The 18,890-nt window shown below is 36.7% G+C and carries 15 protein-coding genes and 1 pseudogene; 10 read left to right on the top strand and 6 right to left on the bottom strand.

Translation table 11 applies throughout. The features are described from left to right. Nucleotides 1–49: 49 nt before the first annotated feature. Both AAEY68_RS21895 and AAEY68_RS04385 read left to right on the top strand, forming a co-directional pair. Nucleotides 50–124: pseudogene (locus AAEY68_RS21895) on the top strand (hypothetical protein); the annotation flags it as partial. Between the two features lie 90 nt (nucleotides 125–214). Continuing rightward, on the top strand, nucleotides 215–1,525 hold the full coding sequence (locus tag AAEY68_RS04385; protein WP_502935706.1) for a response regulator: 1,311 nt from the start codon (nucleotides 215–217) through the stop codon (nucleotides 1,523–1,525). 119 nt (nucleotides 1,526–1,644) lie between these two features. On the opposite strand, the gene AAEY68_RS04380 is transcribed toward AAEY68_RS04385, so the two are convergent. From AAEY68_RS04380 to AAEY68_RS04360, 5 genes are all read right to left on the bottom strand, one after another. Next, entirely contained in the window at nucleotides 1,645–2,904 is a 1,260-nt protein-coding gene (locus AAEY68_RS04380; protein ID WP_166109415.1) for an Nramp family divalent metal transporter, read from the bottom strand. A gap of 125 nt (nucleotides 2,905–3,029) precedes the next feature. Then, on the bottom strand, nucleotides 3,030–4,424 hold the full coding sequence (pntB, locus tag AAEY68_RS04375; RefSeq protein ID WP_166109479.1) for a Re/Si-specific NAD(P)(+) transhydrogenase subunit beta: 1,395 nt from the start codon (nucleotides 4,422–4,424) through the stop codon (nucleotides 3,030–3,032). A gap of 10 nt (nucleotides 4,425–4,434) precedes the next feature. Beyond that, nucleotides 4,435–5,967 (bottom strand): Re/Si-specific NAD(P)(+) transhydrogenase subunit alpha, encoded by a 1,533-nt coding sequence (locus AAEY68_RS04370; RefSeq protein ID WP_166109414.1) that lies wholly within the window; start codon nucleotides 5,965–5,967, stop codon nucleotides 4,435–4,437. A 118-nt stretch (nucleotides 5,968–6,085) separates the two neighbouring features. After that, nucleotides 6,086–7,105: an alcohol dehydrogenase AdhP gene (gene adhP / locus AAEY68_RS04365; protein ID WP_197113038.1), complete on the bottom strand. Its 1,020-nt coding sequence runs from the start codon at nucleotides 7,103–7,105 to the stop codon at nucleotides 6,086–6,088. Nucleotides 7,106–7,163: 58 nt separating this feature from the next. Continuing rightward, nucleotides 7,164–8,555, bottom strand: coding sequence for an NAD-dependent succinate-semialdehyde dehydrogenase (locus tag AAEY68_RS04360; RefSeq protein WP_024612880.1), 1,392 nt, complete (start codon nucleotides 8,553–8,555; stop codon nucleotides 7,164–7,166). 387 nt (nucleotides 8,556–8,942) lie between these two features. On the opposite strand from AAEY68_RS04360, the gene AAEY68_RS04355 reads away from it, so the two are divergent. The 3 genes from AAEY68_RS04355 (at nucleotide 8,943) to AAEY68_RS04345 (ending at nucleotide 13,750) form a co-directional block, all read left to right on the top strand. Next, on the top strand, nucleotides 8,943–11,240 hold the full coding sequence (locus AAEY68_RS04355; protein ID WP_350585570.1) for a PAS domain S-box protein: 2,298 nt from the start codon (nucleotides 8,943–8,945) through the stop codon (nucleotides 11,238–11,240). Then, nucleotides 11,233–11,847, top strand: a complete 615-nt coding sequence (locus AAEY68_RS04350) for a response regulator transcription factor (RefSeq protein WP_350585569.1) — start codon at nucleotides 11,233–11,235, stop codon at nucleotides 11,845–11,847. Before AAEY68_RS04355 ends, AAEY68_RS04350 begins: the two co-directional genes overlap by 8 nt. Nucleotides 11,848–12,067: 220 nt before the next feature. Further along, nucleotides 12,068–13,750, top strand: a complete 1,683-nt coding sequence (locus AAEY68_RS04345) for an EAL domain-containing protein (protein WP_350585568.1) — start codon at nucleotides 12,068–12,070, stop codon at nucleotides 13,748–13,750. Here the strand turns inward: AAEY68_RS04345 and AAEY68_RS04340 are convergent. Beyond that, nucleotides 13,747–14,655 carry a 1-aminocyclopropane-1-carboxylate deaminase/D-cysteine desulfhydrase gene (locus AAEY68_RS04340; protein ID WP_350585567.1) on the bottom strand — a complete coding sequence of 303 codons (909 nt, stop codon included), beginning with the start codon at nucleotides 14,653–14,655 and terminating at the stop codon, nucleotides 13,747–13,749. The two genes, AAEY68_RS04345 and AAEY68_RS04340, sit on opposite strands and share 4 nt — an antisense overlap. A gap of 78 nt (nucleotides 14,656–14,733) precedes the next feature. Here AAEY68_RS04340 and AAEY68_RS04335 point away from each other — a divergent pair, with 78 nt between their 5' ends. The 5 genes from AAEY68_RS04335 to mshL are packed head-to-tail and all read left to right on the top strand — an operon-like array spanning nucleotide 14,734 to nucleotide 18,888. Next, complete coding sequence (locus tag AAEY68_RS04335) at nucleotides 14,734–15,657, top strand: MSHA biogenesis protein MshI (RefSeq protein WP_350585566.1); 924 nt, start codon at nucleotides 14,734–14,736, stop codon at nucleotides 15,655–15,657. Beyond that, on the top strand, nucleotides 15,654–16,253 hold the full coding sequence (locus tag AAEY68_RS04330; RefSeq protein WP_225305713.1) for a PilN domain-containing protein: 600 nt from the start codon (nucleotides 15,654–15,656) through the stop codon (nucleotides 16,251–16,253). The genes AAEY68_RS04335 and AAEY68_RS04330 overlap by 4 nt, the downstream gene beginning before the upstream one ends. Further along, entirely contained in the window at nucleotides 16,250–16,945 is a 696-nt protein-coding gene (locus AAEY68_RS04325) for an agglutinin biogenesis protein MshJ (protein ID WP_101217851.1), read from the top strand. The genes AAEY68_RS04330 and AAEY68_RS04325 overlap by 4 nt, the downstream gene beginning before the upstream one ends. After that, nucleotides 16,923–17,246 carry a hypothetical protein gene (locus AAEY68_RS04320; RefSeq protein WP_007586318.1) on the top strand — a complete coding sequence of 108 codons (324 nt, stop codon included), beginning with the start codon at nucleotides 16,923–16,925 and terminating at the stop codon, nucleotides 17,244–17,246. Before AAEY68_RS04325 ends, AAEY68_RS04320 begins: the two co-directional genes overlap by 23 nt. Beyond that, nucleotides 17,230–18,888, top strand: a complete 1,659-nt coding sequence (mshL, locus tag AAEY68_RS04315) for a pilus (MSHA type) biogenesis protein MshL (protein ID WP_197119307.1) — start codon at nucleotides 17,230–17,232, stop codon at nucleotides 18,886–18,888. Before AAEY68_RS04320 ends, mshL begins: the two co-directional genes overlap by 17 nt. The last annotated feature ends 2 nt before the right edge of the window (nucleotides 18,889–18,890 follow it).

The raw sequence follows: 18,890 nt of genomic DNA, 5'->3' as shown, positions 1-18,890 counted from the left end.
CGCTTTAGCATTTACTATGATGTGGCTACCAATGTGGGCTGATTAATATATATACTACAAAGATCAACAGCCCCTAGAGCAAAAAGAATATTTAAATAAGATAAAATACTCCTCTGATCAGCTACTTTCTGTAATTAATGATATTTTAGATTTTTCCAAAATTGAGTCTGGCAATATTAATTTAGAAGAATATCCTTTTTCTATCAACTCTGTAGTGGACTATATAAAAACAACATTTGAAAACCAGGCGCAAAAAAAAGGAATAGAGTTTGTAGTTAATGTTTCACCGAATGTAACACCTGATTTAATGGGTGATGTTGTTAGAATTAATCAGGTTCTGTTAAATTTATGCTCTAACGCGATTAAGTTTACATCTCAAGGACAAGTGTCAGTTAGCATTGAAGCAGAAACTAATTTAAATGAATATGAACCAATACAAATGCACTTTATTGTTAAAGATTCAGGTGTAGGGATCGCGCCAAAAAACTTACCTCATCTATTTGAGGCCTTTACTCAAGAAGATACCTCTACCACCAGGAATTTTGGAGGGACAGGCTTGGGATTAACGATAAGTAAGCGTTTATGTAAACTAATGGATGGTGATATTTCTGTAAAAAGTACATTAAATATTGGAAGTGAATTTATAGCATCGATTAAAATAAAACCTAATAATCAAGTGATTATATCGGATAAACACAACTTAACGTTTCCAGATGCTTTTGATGTGTTAGTTGTTGATGACAATATGTTAGCGCTTAACGCGATTGAGATACAACTCACTTTAATGGGGTTAAGGTGTACTTTGTGTAAATCAGCGCAAGAGGCACTTTATATTCTTGAAAAAGAAGTGGGTAAGTTTAAAGTTATTATTACAGATTGGACTATGCCAATTATAGATGGCGAGCATTTTTTAACACGTATAAATTATATGGATTCTAAACCTTGCGACGTTATTATTGTACTTACAGCTTACGATAAAGATTCAATAAATCATTTAGCAAAAAAATTAAATATAAATACAATTTTACAAAAGCCTGTTTCAACAAGTGTTTTGCATAATGTAATTGAAACAAATATTTTAGATTCAACAAAATTGGCTCTATCATCCAACCAAGACTCTTTGGCAGGCTTAAAAGTTTTAGTTGTAGAGGATAACGGAATTAACCAATTAATTATTGCTGATCTTTTAGAGAAAAGAGGTGTAATAGTTCATTTAGTTGAGAATGGGCTCGAATGTACTGAAACTGTTAAATCAGGAGAGTTCGATATGATACTGATGGATATTCATATGCCTGTTATGGATGGTGTTGAGGCAACAAAAATAATCCGAAGGGATCCTGACAAAAGGATTGCTAATATTCCAATCATAGCCTTAACGGCAAATGTGATTGAGGAAGATATTACGCATTATTTATCAATAGGTATAAGCGCTCATGTAGCTAAGCCTATAAAAATAAAAAAATTGCATAGTACTATTATTCAGTGTTTAAAGAGCAACTCAGATTATTTGGATAAAATACAGTAATCAAAAAATTTTAGAAAAGCGGATAATATATAGGCTGATTTTAATTGCCGTTATATTTAATAATTATGAGTGAGTCCGTTTTATAGCATTAAATTTAAACGCGACTTAAATAAGCGATCTTACAAAAAACTGGCAAACAACATAATATTTAAAATAGTTAGAATTAAGCCAATTAATAACAATAATAAACGCATCACTTTTGAATTTTTATGCTTGCCCATTACTTTTTGCGATGATGTTAAATAAATCTGTAAAAAGACGGTAATGGGTAATTGAATGCTTAATACCATTTGAGAAATGATTAAACCTTTAAATGGGTCAGAAATCCAAAATATAAGTAATGTCGAGATAATTAATATACCCGCCACACCAACCTTAGTGTGGTTATTTTTTATATTATAAGGTTCTTTAAATATTCCAGCATAAACAGAGCCGCCTGCCATCCCCGCCGTTATTGTGGAAGATATTCCGGCGAATAGTAATGCGATTCCAAAAACTAATGCGGCCTTTGAGCCAAGCATTGGCGTAAGAAGATGTTGGGCTTGTTCTAATTCAGTAACGATTATTTTTTTATCAAAAAATGCAGCTGCGGCAAGTATTATCATTGCACTATTTATAGCCCAGCCAATAATCATAGATACTAATGTGTCTGTAAACTCATACCTTAATTGCTTTTTAATAACGGCTTCATTTTCATTATTCCATTTTCGACTTTGAATTATTTCTGAATGTAAAAATAGATTATGAGGCATAACTACGGCACCAAGTACTGCCATTACAATCATAATAGATCCATCAGGAATGCTAACCGTTACCCAACTTGTAAGTGCTTTGGACCAATCAATACTAACAATGCTCATTTCATATAAAAATGAAAATCCAATAATAGAAACAAAACCAATAATAAGCTTTTCAAGCTTTGAGTAAGTGTTGGTAAACAGCAATACAATAACAATAACTAAAATAATGACAGAGCCGATGAGTATAGGAATATCAAAAAGAAGGTGCAGGGCAATTGCCCCACCGAGTATCTCAGCCAAAGCGGTAGATATAACGGCAATAATACTGGTAAAAAGAACTGACCTAGCAACATGAATATTCAAGTTTTTCATTGCTGATTCAGCTAAACAATCACCCGTAACAATACCCAGATGCGCGACATTGTGCTGTAGTACAATTAGCATTAGGGTTGATAATGTTACCATCCACAATAATGTGTAACCAAACATTGAGCCAGCCGCAATATTTGAAGCCCAATTACCAGGGTCAATAAAGCCAACGGTTATGAGTAATCCGGGTCCTATATATTTGAATACTTTACTTAGCCCATATTTATTCCTATGTTTTGAGCCTACTGTGGGCAATAACTTAATTTTCATAATAGAAGTGAGCTTTAATGTTGAACCGCAGTTTGTTTTAGTTTGAAAAGGTATTGATAGGGCATATACATACTAATAACTAGCAACAAAGCCATGGAATCCTCCACGGCTTTGTAATGTTACTTTTATAGTGCAGCAACAACTTCGACTAACGTGTCTTTGGCATCTCCAAAGAGCATCTGTGTGTTTTCTTTAAAAAATAGTGGATTTTGCACCCCAGCATAACCGGTTGCCATACTGCGCTTTAAAACGATAGACGCTTTACCATGCCAGCACTCAAGTACCGGCATGCCGGCGATAGGGCTATTTGGTTCATCAAGTGCTGACGGATTTACAATATCGTTTGCACCAATCACAAGTGAAACATCGACTTGTGGAAAATCGTCGTTTACTTCATCCATTTCAAAAACAATGTCGTAAGGAACCTTAGCTTCAGCTAATAACACATTCATTTGTCCAGGCATTCGCCCTGCAACAGGGTGTATTGCAAAGCGCACGTTAATATCTTTTTCACGTAATTTACTTGTAAGTTCAGAGACTATTTGCTGCGCTTTTGCAACGGCCATTCCGTATCCAGGAATAATCATTACTTCTTTTGCGTTCATGAGCAGCTCTGCTGTTTCGGTTGCACTGATTGTTAGTACTTCACCTTGTTCTTGATCCCCAGCAGGTAAAGCTTTTACATTGCTACTACCAAATCCACCGGCAATTACCGATAAGAAATTTCGGTTCATAGCTTTGCACATTATATAGCTCAAAATAGCTCCGCTTGAACCAACTAATGCACCAATTACAATGAGTAAATCGTTATTTAGCATAAAGCCTGTCGCGGCAGCGGCCCAGCCTGAATAACTATTAAGCATAGATATAACAACCGGCATATCGGCACCGCCAATTGCCATAACCATATGAACACCAAAAACTAAAGCAAGCGCTATCATAATAACCAGCGGCAACATGCCATTACCAACAGCAGACTGCACAACGAATTGCTGTCCAAGCCACGCTACAGCAACTAATAAAACAAGGTTAAATATGTGTCGCCCTGGTAGTGTTAAAGGCTTACTGCCTATTCGACCAGATAATTTACCAAAAGCGGTAATTGAACCTGAAAGTGTAATAGCACCAATTAAAACACCTACATAGGTTTCAATATCGTGAATGGTTAAGTCAATTCCTGTAAAATGACTAGAAGCATCCGCAAAGTTAGCATACCCAACCATTATAGCCGCGAGCCCGACTAGACTATGTAAAATAGCAATCAGCTCTGGAATTGCAGTCATTTGCACTCGTTTTGCTACAAGTAAACCAATACTGCCACCCACTAATAATGCAATCATCAACTCAATATAGTTATTGGTAACAACACCTAAAACAGTCGCCAAAAGTGCTATCACCATGCCTGAAATACCATACCAATTACCTTTACGGGCAGTTTCTTGATTGGATAGACCGTTTAAAGCCAAAATAAAAAGAACCATCGCAGCAATGTATGCCACGGTTACAATACCAGTACTAATCATGACAACCTCACTTACGGAACATTTTGAGCATGCGATGTGTTACAGCAAAGCCGCCAACAATATTAATACTCGCAATTAACACGGTAAAAACGGCAAACCATTTAATGGTGTCGTCTGTTGAGCTTATTTGAATTAAAGCACCGATAACAATAATGCTTGAAATGGCATTGGTTACACTCATTAAAGGCGTATGTAGTGCAGGCGATACACTCCAAATAACCATATAACCTACAAAGCAGGCTAAGACAAAAACGGTAAAATGAGACATAAAATCAGCGGGTGCAACGCCACCAAGCCCAAGCAATGCTAATGCACCGATAGCGGCGCCAATTATAGGTCCAAATACCGATTTCTTTTTCTCAACAACCGTGGGTTTAGGTGTAGCCGCAACCTTTTTAGGGGTTGCAGATAGTGTGGGTGCTGGTGGCGGCCAAGTTGTTTTTCCTTCAGTACATATAGTTGCACCTAAAACAACATCGTTTGTCATATCAACAAAGAGTTTGCCGTCTTTTTCTGGGGTCATTTCGGCTAACAGGTTGTATAAGTTATTACTGTATAATTGGCTCGATTGTGCAGCAAGGCGACTTGGTAAATCGGTGTAACCAATAATCGATACACCATGGCATACGGCAACCTTACCCGGGACTGTTAATTCACAGTTTCCACCTTGTTCGGCTGCAAGATCGACTATTACGCTGCCGCTCTTCATTGATGCAACCATCTCGCTGGTGATCAATTTAGGCGCTGGTTTTCCGGGTATGAGTGCGGTAGTAACAATTATATCAACGTCTTTAGCTTGCGCTGCAAACAATGCCATTTCGGCTTCGATAAATTCATCGCTCATTACTTTAGCGTAACCGCCTTCGCCTGAGCCGTCTTCATCTTTAAAGTCGAGCATTAAAAACTCAGCGTCCATGCTTTCAATTTGCTCTTTTACTTCAGCACGCGTATCAAATGAGCGAACAATTGCGCCCATACTTTTTGCCGCTCCTATTGCGGCCAAGCCTGCAACACCTGCACCAATTACAAGTACCTTAGCAGGAGCAACTCTTCCTGCGGCTGTAATTTGTCCGGTAAAAAATCGACCAAAATGTTGAGCTGCTTCTACAATTGCACGATAGCCTGATATATTAGCCATTGAGCTGCGAGCATCCATTTTTTGTGCTCGAGAAATACGAGGAATACTATCTATTGCAATGGCGGTGATACCACGCTGAGTTAAATCTTTTAGCATCTCAGGGTTTTGTGCCGGCCATAAAAAACAGATTAATGTTTGTCCGCTTTTTAGTAATGTATTTTCATCACCTTCAGGTGCTTGTACTTTTAGTACAATATCAGATTGTGCCCATACATCTTGTGCTGAGTTGACTATTTTACAACCAGCTTCGCCATACGCATCATCGGCGTAATTAGCCGCCATTCCTGCACCAGTTTCAATGACGACATCAAAACCAAGCTTTGTTAATTTACTTACTACATCTGGGGTCGTCGCGACTCGTCGCTCGCCTGTGTGGATTTCTTTTGGAACACCAATTTTCATTGTCGAACCTCGATTTAAATGCCATGAAGAGGAATTAATATGTATCTAGGCGTTATGGAATTAGCGATACGATGAAATATGTTATTTACTAACATGTTTCCACCGTATTTATTGCTAGCTAAAGTGTAAAATCAATAACTACACGAGATGGTACTTTGCCATGTTCGAGTCTTTCGAATATTTCATTAATAGCGCTTAAAGGCTGTAATTCAATATCCGCCTTAACTTTGCCTTGTGCCGCAAAAGCGAGCGCTTCGGCCATATCTTTGCGGTTCCCAACAAATGATCCTTTAATGGTGATGCAATTTGCTACTACATCAAATAATGGCGTCGGAAACTCACCAGGTGGTAAGCCAACTAAAACACATGTACCGTGTTTACGGGTCATATTAACCCCTTGCTCAAATGCTGGTAGGGAAGGAGCCGTAATAAGTACGCCATGGGCGCCACCTTGCGTTATTTCTTTGACGGTGTCTGCTGCATTATCTGTTTTAGCATTTACGATTGCATCGGCGCCAAGTAAGGTTGCATGTTCAAGCTTGCTGTCATCAATATCTATCGCACACACTTTAAGACCCATCGCTTTGGCATATTGAATCGCTAAATGACCAAGTCCACCACAACCTGAAATTGCTACCCATTCACCTGGTTTAGCATCGGTTTCTTTAATACCTTTGTAAGTTGTAATACCAGCACAAATTATAGGGGCCGCTTGTACTGCTGATAAGCCATCAGGAATAAGTGCAACGTAATTAGGATCGGCAATAATATACTCGGCAAAACCACCATCTTTAGTGTAGCCACCAAACTCAGCATCAGGACATACTGGTTCATAAGCACTTAAGCAAAATTCACAGTGTCCACAAGCTGAATATAGCCACGGAACACCGACTCTATCGCCTACTTTTACGCTTGTAACACCTTCGCCAATTTTGGTAACTAGCCCAATGCCTTCATGGCCAGGAGTAAATGGTGGAGTTGGTTTTAATGGCCAATCACCGTTTGCTGCATGTAAATCTGTGTGGCATACACCGCAGGCTTCTGTTTTAACTAATATTTCCCCTGCATTCGGTGATGGAATATCTAAATCGCGTAGAACTAAAGGTTTGCCAAATTGCTCAACAACGGCTGCTTTCATTTTGTTATTCATAATCTTTCCTATTAATATTTAAGGGATTTTTATTGAACTGCGCTATTTAAAAAGGCGCATTAATGTCAACAACGTCGATTAGTTTGTGGTTAACAAACTCTTTAATACCCAAGCCTATTAATTCACGACCATAACCAGAACGACGAACACCGCCAAATGGTAAGTCGGCTTTTACCATTGTTGGATGGTTTACAAACACCATGCCGGTAGATATTTTTTTAGCGACTTCTAAGCCATGATCAGGGTTTGACGTAAATACAGAACCACCTAAGCCAAATGGAGAGTCATTCGCAATTCTAATTGCGTCTTCTTCATTTTTTGCACGAAATAACATAGACACAGGACCAAAAAACTCCCAGTTTCGAGCCGGATTATCTTCGCTAATATTCGTTAAAATAGTGGGTTGTACAAAGGCGCCTTGACTAGGTACTTTAGGGCCCACTTCAGTGGCTGTTGCACCAAGCTTTATTGCTTCGTTAATTTTAACTTTTAGTTCATCAGCTGCACCTTGTGATGACAATGGTGCCAAAGTTGTAGTTGGATCAAGCGGATCGCCTGCTTGCAACTTAGCAACACCAGCAGTATAAAGTTCAACAAACTCATCATAAACTTCATCTTCGATGATCATTCGCTTAGACGATACACATACTTGCCCACCGTTCCAGTGACGACCAAATACTGCCCAATTAACCGTTTTTTCCATTTCAGCGTCAGCAAGTACAACAAATGCATCTGCACCACCAAGCTCTAATGTAGACTTTTTAAGTGCTTTACCAGCGGTAGAAGCAACGATTGCACCAGCGCTTTCAGAACCGGTAAGTGCAACACCACGAACTAATGGATGAGAAATGATCATTTCTGTTTGGGAATGTGCGGCGTATAGGTTTTTAAAAGCGCCTTTAGGCAGACCAGCTTCGAGCATAAGTGCTTCAAATGCTGCTGCACATTGTGGAACAATACCCGCGTGCTTTAGTAGCATAGTGTTACCCGCTGACAATTGCGGCGCAATAATACGAGCAACTTGATAATACGGAAAATTCCATGGCTCAATGGCAAGCAATACACCAAGTGGTTCATGGATAATAATTGCCTCGCCCTCAGCTGGATCTGCAACGGGTAATTTTTCTGATGCGAGAAGCCTCTCAGTATTATTCGCGTAGTACTCTAAAATGGCTGCGGATAATTCAACTTCAGCCTTTGCTTCTGATGTTATTTTACCCATTTCTAAAGTTAATAAGTTGGCGTAACTAACTACATCTTTACGTAATAAGTCAGCCGCTTTTTGCATTATTTTAGCGCGAGAAGAGAAAGGTGTTTTTTTCCATGATTGAAAGGCAGAATCGGCATTTTCTATTGCTTGAGTAATTTCAGCATCAGTAGCATCAGGAAAGGTTTTTACAACCTCACCTGTATATGGATTTGTTGTTGCATAGCTCATGATAATATCCTCAGTTAAATTAAATAAGACTCTTATTTTAAAATGAATAACGCTTAGAAGCTGCGTGTATAATTATGGTAAAACAAGTACTAAAGTGAGGCTATTCGTGATGCTACGTAAATACATGTGGGAATCCACATCTTGAAAGTGTAATTATTTGATTTTATTTATTTTTAATCACTCAGTTAGTTCTTGACGCGGATGGGAGTGATAAAGGATTATAAAATAATGCAGTGCGTAGTGGGTAAACGCACTAGTTATTAATCAACGAGGCGCTAGTTTAAATTCATCATGAATTACAGTGATAAAAAATCGAAAGTATTTTCCTCATCCCAATTAGCTATTTTATTGTATGCAATAATGGTAGGAATACTGGTTACGTGTTTGATGATTATTATAGTATTTCACATAGATTCCCAAGAGCGAATCCATATTGAACGAGTAACGCAAAGTACAGCTGAAGGTATTAAAACACTGCTTAAAGATGACTTGGAAGAGCGAATAACATCACTGTCAGAGTTATCTAAGTTGTCTTCGATATCAAGCGATATGCCACAAGGTGACTGGGAAATAATCAGTAAAACATTGTATGATTCGCAATATGGCTATCAAGCCATAGGTTGGATTGATAGATCATTACATGTGCGAAAAATAATACCAAAGCAAGGTAATGAAATAGCCATTGATTTTAATTTGGCATTAAATCCGCCTGCATTGTTAGCTGCAATAAAAGCACAAAATACAAAGCAAGCAGTAGTCACAACACCTTTGCAATCTATTCATGGTGGAGAGGGGCTTGGAATATATATTCCTGTTTTTAACACCAATGCAAGGAGTAAAAAACTAGAAGGTTTTATTGCAAGTGCGTTGATTTTTGAACCTTACATTAAAACAGTTGTGCCTGCTTTTTTACTTAAGGAATATCATTTTACGCTGTTTATTGATGGGCAAAAAGTATATTCAGATCAAGCAAATTCATTTCCTGTTACAAGCATTTGGGATAAAAAAGCATCCTATGATTTACAAAGTCATAAGTGGGAGATAAGCATATCGCCTAGTGATGAGTTTTTGTATATTGCTCACTATAAAATCATGAGAATTTTAATTTCACTTGGTATTTTTATTGCTTTTTTAATTGTGTTGGCTGCTTATACTTATTTATTTGCACGCAGTAAAATAAAAGACGGGCGATATAAGATTGAATATTTATTAAAAAACCTTCCCGGCATGGCATATCAGTCTTTTAATACTATGAGCTGGCCTATGATACTGGTTAGTGATGGGTGTGAAAGTTTAACTGGTTATTCTCGAGCTGAGTTTAAAAAAAATAGAATGCTGTGGAGGGAAATAATACATTTAGATGATTATGAGCGAGTACAGGCGTCACTTACAGAAGCTGTCAAAGAAAAACGCTCCTTTGAACTTGAATATAGAATTAATACCAAAAATAGTGGGATCAAATTAGTGTGGGAAAAAGGAGGACCGGTTAGTTCTATTTTTAATGGTGAAGTTATAATTGAAGGATTTATTAATGATATTACCTCTATTAAGCAGGCTGAAGCTGACCTAATTAGTAGTTACGCTTTTTCTGATGCAGTAGTAAATTCAGTTGTTGAAGCCGTTATTACCATTGATCAATACGGGCTTATACAAAGTTTTAATTTTGCTGCGCAAGCTATGTTTGGTTATACCTCAGATGAAGTAAAAGATAAAAACGTAACAATATTAATGCCTACATCATTTAGTAAACACCATGACCAGCATTTAGCTCAATATTTAAAAACGAAGCAGACGCATATTATTGGTGTGGGTCGTGAGCTTGTAGCTAAGCATAAAGATGGCACAACATTTCCAATTCACTTATCTGTAAGTGAAATACAGATAAGTGAAAGTACAATGTTTGTAGGTTTGATTCGAGATATTACCAAGCAACGTGCGTCAGAAGACCAAGCTCGGCTTCATACTGAGCAATTAGCGCATACCGAAAGGGTCAATGCATTGGGTGAAATGGCAGCAGGGATTGCACATGAGATAAATCAACCTCTGACAGCTATTTCTCTTTTTTCTCAGACGGCAAAAAACTTTTGTGAGAAGGGGAGATTTGACAAACTCCCCTTAATATTTGAAAAACTAAGTTTACACTCTCGTCGAGCGGGAGCCGTTATTGAGCGTATGCAGTTAATGACCAAAAAAGGGCAACGAACAAAAGAAGTCATTGATTGTATATTTTTAATAAAAGAAGTAACAAACCTAGCAGAATCAGAAGCGCGACTTCGCAATATTACTGTCAGAATAATTACATGTGATGAACAAATTGATGTGTTTGTTGATCGGGTGCAAATAGAGCAGGTTATTCTTAATTTATTACGTAATGGTATGGAAGCTATGCAGTTAAATGCTTATAAAAATGATTCAAAAATAGAGCTCGAAATAAAATTGAATGGAGATAAATATGTTGAGATATCAGTTGCTGATACCGGTGCAGGATTACCTGAAGAAATGAGAGAGAAGTTATTTAAACCATTTTCGTCAACCAAAGAAAATGGCACAGGTATCGGTCTATCTATATCTAAAAGCATTGTTGAAGAACATGGTGGGCATATTCACTTTTATGACAATAAGCCAACAGGAGCTATTTTTATGTTTACTTTGCCAACACATAATAGAGGAGTCGTTTATGAGTGATAAGCAAAGCGTTTTTATAATTGATGACGATGAAGGTATTCGAGAAGGGCTTGAAATACTACTAGACTCTATTGATATTGACGCTCAGAGCTTTAGTTCAGGCGCTGCGTTTTTGGATGTATATAATGAAACCATGGCTGGTTGCTTAGTATTGGATATACGTATTCCTAAAATGAGTGGTTTAGAGCTCCAACAAAAACTCAAAGATTTAAATTGCTCATTACCAATAATATTTATTACCGGGCATGGTGATATCCCGATGGCTGTAGAAGCGATGCGTTTAGGAGCAATTGATTTTATTAGAAAACCATTTAATGAACAGCACTTGATTGACCGTATTAATGAAGCATTGGTACTTGATGAAAAGCAACATGAAAAATCACTCGATAAGCATAAAAATAAGATTAATGTTGAATCGCTGTCGAGTCGAGAACGTGAAGTGTTTGAGCGAGTGACTGATGGGGCAATGAATAAAGTAATCGCGTGCGATCTTAGTATTAGTGAACGCACAGTTGAAGTTCATCGCTCTCATGTAATGGAAAAATTAGGTGCTAAAACACTCGCTCAATTAGTGCGAAGTAAAGTTATGTATGAGCAATTAAATTAATTATCAGTTCATCTATTTAATAATGTTGAAATGACGCAGATTTTTAAACAGCCCTCATGTAGGTTGTTATCTAATATCTAACTAATTTAAATTATTATGTCTCGTTTATGCGAGGCTTTTTATTTAATGAAGTCGTAAATATTTAAACTTACTTTACGACCTTGTACTTATTAAGATACTGAACAACACTTTAGTTATTAATTTAACGGGTGAGTAGGTTATGTTGCAACCTAAAGACTGGCATTTAATACCATCAAAGGGAATTTACTTTGTTTTAATTACATTGCTAACAGTGAGTTTAAATGTTTTTTTGAATGATTCATTACACCAAAAAACTGATCGTTCGGGACAACAGCTTGTTAAGCAGATTTTTGATTTGAAAATAGATACCTCATTAAGTAATAAGGTCTTAATTGCGTTGGTAAAAAGCCAAAAATTCATGTTAAAACCAAATCCTTCTCCTACCAATTTTGAGCGTTTTTTAAGTGAAGAGCGTGAAGACTTTAAATATAAAACACTCAGTTTGAGCCTTTATCATCCGCCGATATGGGTAATGGAAAGTTATTTATTTATATTGCTTAACTTGGTTATTTTAGGTGCTGCTAGTTGGTATTATCGCTGGTGGGGTATCATAAAAGCAGCTAACTCATCTATCCCTTCAAAAATCATCGTGAAGCCAAGTTATCAGTCAAACAAATCAAAACTGCTTAATATTAACCAACCTAAAAACAATGAATTAAGTACTTTTTATGGTGTAGCATCGTTATACCATGGTTTATATATGCTTATAGAATGTGATTGCAGATTTGCTCAACGTATAGATAAAGAGATTACTTTTAAAATATTAGTTATTAAAATTTTTCCTGAATTAAAAGGGTTATCTGTAACGTTATTAAGTAACGAACGTCTTGCTATAACACTGTGTAATGTGCCTATTACAGAGCTTGATCGGTATATAGAACGTTTACATAAAGGTATTTTTACGGTGTGCCAAAATTATCAAGAAAATATTACAAGGAAAAATATCAAAATAGGCGCATGTGATTATCGACTTGGAGCTGATCAAGAAACTGTTTATCAGTTAGCAAAATCTGCTTTAACTTTATCTCAATCTAGCTTATTACAACATTCTCACCGGTTAGCTTTAAACCATAGCCAAGAAAAAGTAATTTCTAGAGAGGAAGTAATTGAAAATATTAAAAAGAATAAATTTATACTTTTTTTCCAGCCTTTATTTGAAATAAGCACTGGTGACATTTTACAACACGAGGCATTAATTAGAGTTAGGCATAATACGCATGGTTTACTTGCAGCTCGTTATTTTATTAATCAGCTCTACAGTAGCCAAGATGCGCTAATATTAGATAAAGCTGTTTTTACTCAAATTAAAAAGTTAGCACTGGCTGAGTCTTCACCTTTAACTATTAGTATTAATTTATATCTTAAAAACTGGCTCAATAAAGAGTTTTGGCAATGGGTTTCATCACAAATAAATGATTTGAAATTGAGTAACAAATTACAATTTGAAATAAGTGAAAGCGAATTTTTTATTCATCAAAGTAGTTTAATAGATATATTTAGTATAATTAAGAAAAGCAGGTCACAAGTTGTAATTGATAATATTCAAAGTAGTCAAAATATATCTAAACTAAGTAATTGCCAGGAGGTATGTGGATTAAAGTTATCTTATGAGTTAGTTCATTTGGTGAACGAAAATACACAGAATCAAAAACAAATAAAAAAAATAGTTGATGCAAGCAACTTATTAAATATACCTGTATTTGCTGTAGGGGTTGAAACTCAAAAAGAATTATTGATGTTGGCAAAACTTGGAGTGGTTGGCGCACAAGGTTTTTATTTTTCAGAGCCATTACAAGAGCTTACTCAAGCTGCATTTCATTAAATTAAACCTCTATATTTAAGACCGTCTAATCCTTGCATTCCACCTGTGTGAACTGCAATAATTTTACTCCCTTCAGGGAAGTAGTCTTGCTCTATTAATTGAAACAATGCATACATCATTTTACCACTATAAATAGGTTCTAAAGGTAGGTTGTGGTTAATGTTCATATCTTGGCAAAATCTCCACAGCTCAGGCGTAAATTTACCATAACCGCCACCATGAAAGTCAGTAAGTAGCTGCCAATTATTTTGGCTGTTAGCTTTGTTGCTGAGCTTACATATTTCATCCTTTAAATATTCAGCTTGTTTTAATACTGCAATACCTATGACTTGGGTTGCCGTTTCACTTCCTTCAATTAATCCCGCTAATGTACCGCCACTTCCCGTAGGGCAAATTAAATAATCGTGTGCAGGGAGGCTTTGTACTAATTCTTCACAACCCAATAATGCATACGAGTTAGTTCCACCTTCTGGAATAATATAAGCATTAGGAAAGCGAGTTTGTAGTGAGTTTAAATAGTCTTGATCGTTACGTAGGCGGTATTCAAGGCGATTAACAACATGAAGTTGCATTCCGCATTGCTTCGCAAATTGAATTGTTGGGTTGTTGTGATCAAGTTCAGGACCTCGAACAATGGCATGAGTTGTTAAATTAAACTCTTTACCTGCGGCTGCACAAGCGTGAATGTGATTTGAAAAAGCACCACCGAAGGTCAGTAATTCTGTTTTTTTTAGCTTCTTCATATGGGCTAAATTGTATTTTAATTTACGCCATTTGTTACCGCTTATTAATGGATGAAGTAAATCGTCACGTTTAACTCCTAAATAAATATTTCTCTTTTTTAGAAACATCGTATCTATTTGTTGAATATAGTTATTTTCATTTATATTGAATGATATTGACATTTTATCTCATTTATTAACTTGGCAAATTAACTAAAATGTACGACACTTATTTTATATTTTATTAACAATAGTATCTATATGAAAAAAAAGATTTTTTCATGGTTAAATCGCAGTCTAGACCGAGATACAGTTATTGGTGTTGCTACGTATGCGCATACAGTTAATGCCGTGTGCTTAAAAAAACAACAAGGACAATGGCAATTACACAGTTCGCATAGTGTAAATGTTTCTGAACAAGATGATTATACAGCCGCTATCGTTGCTTGCACAAATGAAGTTTGTACTGACATATGTTCAGTTAATTTAGTGCTTCCTCACTTTTTCTACCAAATAGTACAGATAGATAAACCAGCGCTTAGTGATGACGAAATTATCCAATCACTACCATGGATTACAAAAGATTTTGTGGATATAGCGCCTGAAAATATAGTGGCTGATTTTATTGATTATCCTATTACTTTGTCTATGCAAAGTAGCAAAATGAATGTGTTTATAAGCAATAAACTGCAGTTGCTACCTTTTATTGATAGTTTTGCACAAACAAAACCTGTTCTGCGCGCTATGACATCAGAAGAAATGGTTTTGGTTACTCTGTTTGGGCATCATAAAGATGCACATATGCTCATCGTTCAGCATATTAATAGTGAACCTCGTATATTAATAATCAGAGATGGACAGTTAGTGTTAGTTAGGCGTTTAAATGGTTTTTTAGGTATTACGGATAAAGATCAAAATCAAGAATTGGTAGAAGCGTTAGGATTAGAAATTCAGCGTTCTATGGACTTTTTTGAAAGCCAGCTCAAGCAACCACCAATTCGCAGCATTCAGTTACAGTGCGATGATTTATCTTCATTAACTCTTAGAGCCGGGCTTGCAGAGTTTTTACAAGTAAAAGTTGTAGATTTTGAGCCTAACTTAGAATTAGCGCAGCAATTAGAGCCAAATTTTTATTATGCGCTTGGGGCAGCCTATCAATTAACAGATCCTGAGTCTGTGTTATGAAAACCCGGATTAACTTTTATCAAAAAACCTTACGCGTACGGCGAGACCCAGTCCCTTTATCGGGAATGATTACGTTGTGGTTAGGTGCGCTATTAATTATTGCAATCACGTGGGCTTTTTACAGTTATAAAACATATTCTAGTGAGCTTGATTTAGAACAAAATAGGCAATACCTCAAACAAGGAAAAGCTCAGTTAGAAGTTGTAAAACAACAGTTAGCAGAGAAACAAAATAAAACACTCTTTATTAATGAGCTAAAAACACTTCAGCAAGAGGTTTTGCACAAGCAGCAAATATTTAGCTATTTAGAGCAAAGTTCAGATCAGTCTGCAACCGACTACGCACAGGTAATGCACGATTTAGCGAAGTATCATGAACCTAATATTTGGCTGACCCACATTAAGTTTGTAGGGCAGAGTGTGACGCTTCAAGGTCAAACATCGCAATCAAAATTCTTACCAATTTGGTTTGATAATTTAAAACAGTCGCCATTTTTTATTGATAAAGAGTTTTCAGTTTTAGAGTTATCTACGCAAGCAGGTGTGAGTGAATTTAATGTAGCGACAGACCTTAGTGATGAGGGCGATAAACCATGAGCCAAACAACAAGTAGCCCGAATAATAAAAATAAAGGTTGGCCATTATGGGTCAAATACCAAGCTCAGTTTGCATCGTTGCAAAAACGTGAGAAGTATTCCACCTTATTTGTTGGTTTGTTTATAGTGATTTACCTCGGTCTCTGGTTCGTTATTTTTCCACAGCAAGATGAAGTTGCCAACATACGTTCAAAGCACAATACAACGCTGCAAGAGTTACAGCAGATAAATGCGCAACTCTCCATGTTAAACCAAGCACTAAACTACGACTACACTAAGGTTTTACGCGGTCAAATTGCGCAAACCAGAGATGAATTAGCCGAAATAAATAATCAACTTAATAGTTTTAGCCAAGGCTTTGTAGCTGCTAAAAATGTACCTGCCGTTTTAAAAGATTTGCTCGTAGATAGTAGCGACGTAAAAGTGAGTAGCTTTAATGTAAAACCAGCACGGGCTATCGATGTAGAAAAACTAGGTGAACATGATACGCAAACATTATTTTTTGAGCATCAGATGGTAGTTACTTTGCAAGGTAGCTACTTTAGCTTACAAAAATATTTAGCCGCATTAAAAAATAATCAAGATAAGTTATTAATACAAGAGTTTAGTTATCAGGTACTAGAGTACCCTCAGGCTGAATTAACTTTACAAATTGCTACAGTGAGCGCTAATGAAAAATTTATCGCGTTATAGTATTTGTACTTTGGCTTTTTACATTATTGCGCCGAGTGCGCTTGCGCAACTTCGCGATCCGACTCAGCCAAATATGTTTGTGAGTAACAATAGCCCAGTTAAGCAAAGTACAGAACTTAAATTGCAATCTATTATTAAAAACAGTACAGCATTTAAGGCCATTATTTCAGGCCATATTTATCGAGTTGGTGATGCTGTAGATGATTTTCGGGTGCTAAGCATTAACTCAAAACAGGTTGTGTTAGCAAATGATGATAAACAAATAAAATTAGAATTATATGACTATGAAATTAAAAAATAATTTATCTCATCCGTGGCTTGTTCTTCTATTGTTACCTACATTTTTAACTGCGTGCCATAGCTTTAAACCAGGTAAAGAGGTTAAAAATCATATAGAGCAAGAGTTATCTGAAAGACCTACAGAGGCTAAAGTAATTGCGCCTTTACAAATGCCAAGCGAACTTACACAAAGCTTATTGTCATCTATAAATAATGAGCAAACTATAAGTGATGATTTATCTATAAAGCGTTTTGATGTCGCAGCAAATGATGTCGAAATAGGCGCTTTTTTTGCAGGCTTAACAGACGATACCCCTTTTAGTGTTGCTGTGCATCCTGAGGTAAATGGCACAATTAATTTAAATCTTAAAAGCGTTACGTTTAATGAAGTCATTAATGTTATTAAGCGTATGTATCCTTTAGATATTGTTAATGAAGGACGAATTGTACAAGTACTACCAGCCAAAATGCGCACAGAAACAATACCTGTAAATTATTTAATGATGCAACGCCATGGTCAGTCTACAGTGAGTGTTGTTGCTGGTGGGGTGAGTCAATTTGCACAAAGTGGCAGTGGTTCGAGTGGTTCAAGTTCAGGTAATAGTAACCAGCAAAATAGTGAATTTGGCGGCGATAATCAAAGCTTAGATTTGAATGGTTCTCGAATCCAAACAATTAATAAAAACGATTTTTGGAAGGAATTAGAAGTTGCCCTTAAGTCTTTAATTGGCGCAAGCGATGGGCGCTATGTTGTTGCAAGCCCACAAGCTAGTTTGGTAACCGTAAATGCATTACCAAGCGAAATTAGTCAGCTAAAAGAGTTTTTACGTCAAAGCCAAGAAAACCTGCAACGCCAAGTTATTCTAGAAGCAAAAATAATAGAAGTAACCTTAAAAGATGAGTACCAACAAGGGGTCAACTGGGAGCGCATAGCCAGTGGTTTAGAAGGCGGTATTTCGTTTGCTACAACAGCGGGTTCTACAATTAGTAATAGTATTTCGGCTGCCATTGGCGGAGCGTCATCGCTGACAATTCAAAAGGGTGACTTTAACGGGGTTATTAATTTGCTAGAAACCCAAGGTGATGTGCAAATGTTATCTAACCCTCGCGTTACGGCTACAAACAACCAAAAAGCAGTTATAAAAGTAGGGCAAGACGAATACTTTGTTACTAATGTATCAAGTACGACGGTAACTGGTACTGCTACAACTACCTCGCCTGAGATTGATTTAACGCCGTTCTTTTCTGGTATTGCCCTTGATGTAACGCCGCAAATTGACAAGTACGGCTCAGTCATCTTGCATGTTCACCCTTCAGTAACTGAAACAGAAGAGCAGCTAAAAGTAATTACTTTAGACGATCAACGTTTTGAGTTACCTCTAGCGCAAAGCAACATTCGAGAGTCAGATACCGTTATTCGCGCTCAAAGTGGCGAAATAGTGGTTATTGGTGGTTTGATGCAAACGTCAACACAGGATGAAGAATCAAAAACACCCGTGCTGGGTGATATCCCCATATTTGGCAACTTATTCAAAAGTATTCGTAAACGCCAGGAGAAAAAAGAACTAATTATTTTAATCAAACCAACCGTTGTTATGCCCGATACTTGGAAAAAACAACAAGGTGAAAGCCGTCAGCTTTTAAAAACATGGTATGAAAACTAACT

The sequence above is a fragment of the Pseudoalteromonas sp. RB2-MNA-CIBAN-0110 genome (assembly GCF_040309305.1).
GTDB classification, from domain to species: Bacteria; Pseudomonadota; Gammaproteobacteria; order Enterobacterales; family Alteromonadaceae; genus Pseudoalteromonas; species Pseudoalteromonas arctica.
This window is presented reverse-complemented; position numbering and strand designations above follow the sequence as displayed.

Excerpts from the sequence above, each read along its gene's own strand:
- AAEY68_RS04350 (WP_350585569.1), top strand. The coding sequence starts at position 11,233 with ATGAGTGATAAGCAAAGCGTTTTTATAATTGATGACGATGAAGGTATT.
- AAEY68_RS04360 (WP_024612880.1), bottom strand. The coding sequence starts at position 8,555 with ATGAGCTATGCAACAACAAATCCATATACAGGTGAGGTTGTAAAAACC.
- adhP (WP_197113038.1), bottom strand. The coding sequence starts at position 7,105 with ATGAAAGCAGCCGTTGTTGAGCAATTTGGCAAACCTTTAGTTCTACGC.
- AAEY68_RS04345 (WP_350585568.1), top strand. The coding sequence starts at position 12,068 with ATGTTGCAACCTAAAGACTGGCATTTAATACCATCAAAGGGAATTTAC.
- AAEY68_RS04340 (WP_350585567.1), bottom strand. The coding sequence starts at position 14,655 with ATGTCAATATCATTCAATATAAATGAAAATAACTATATTCAACAAATA.
- AAEY68_RS04370 (WP_166109414.1), bottom strand. The coding sequence starts at position 5,967 with ATGAAAATTGGTGTTCCAAAAGAAATCCACACAGGCGAGCGACGAGTC.
- AAEY68_RS04380 (WP_166109415.1), bottom strand. The coding sequence starts at position 2,904 with ATGAAAATTAAGTTATTGCCCACAGTAGGCTCAAAACATAGGAATAAA.
- AAEY68_RS04335 (WP_350585566.1), top strand. The coding sequence starts at position 14,734 with ATGAAAAAAAAGATTTTTTCATGGTTAAATCGCAGTCTAGACCGAGAT.
- AAEY68_RS04355 (WP_350585570.1), top strand. The coding sequence starts at position 8,943 with ATGATTATTATAGTATTTCACATAGATTCCCAAGAGCGAATCCATATT.
- AAEY68_RS04320 (WP_007586318.1), top strand. The coding sequence starts at position 16,923 with ATGAAAAATTTATCGCGTTATAGTATTTGTACTTTGGCTTTTTACATT.
- mshL (WP_197119307.1), top strand. The coding sequence starts at position 17,230 with ATGAAATTAAAAAATAATTTATCTCATCCGTGGCTTGTTCTTCTATTG.
- AAEY68_RS04330 (WP_225305713.1), top strand. The coding sequence starts at position 15,654 with ATGAAAACCCGGATTAACTTTTATCAAAAAACCTTACGCGTACGGCGA.
- AAEY68_RS04325 (WP_101217851.1), top strand. The coding sequence starts at position 16,250 with ATGAGCCAAACAACAAGTAGCCCGAATAATAAAAATAAAGGTTGGCCA.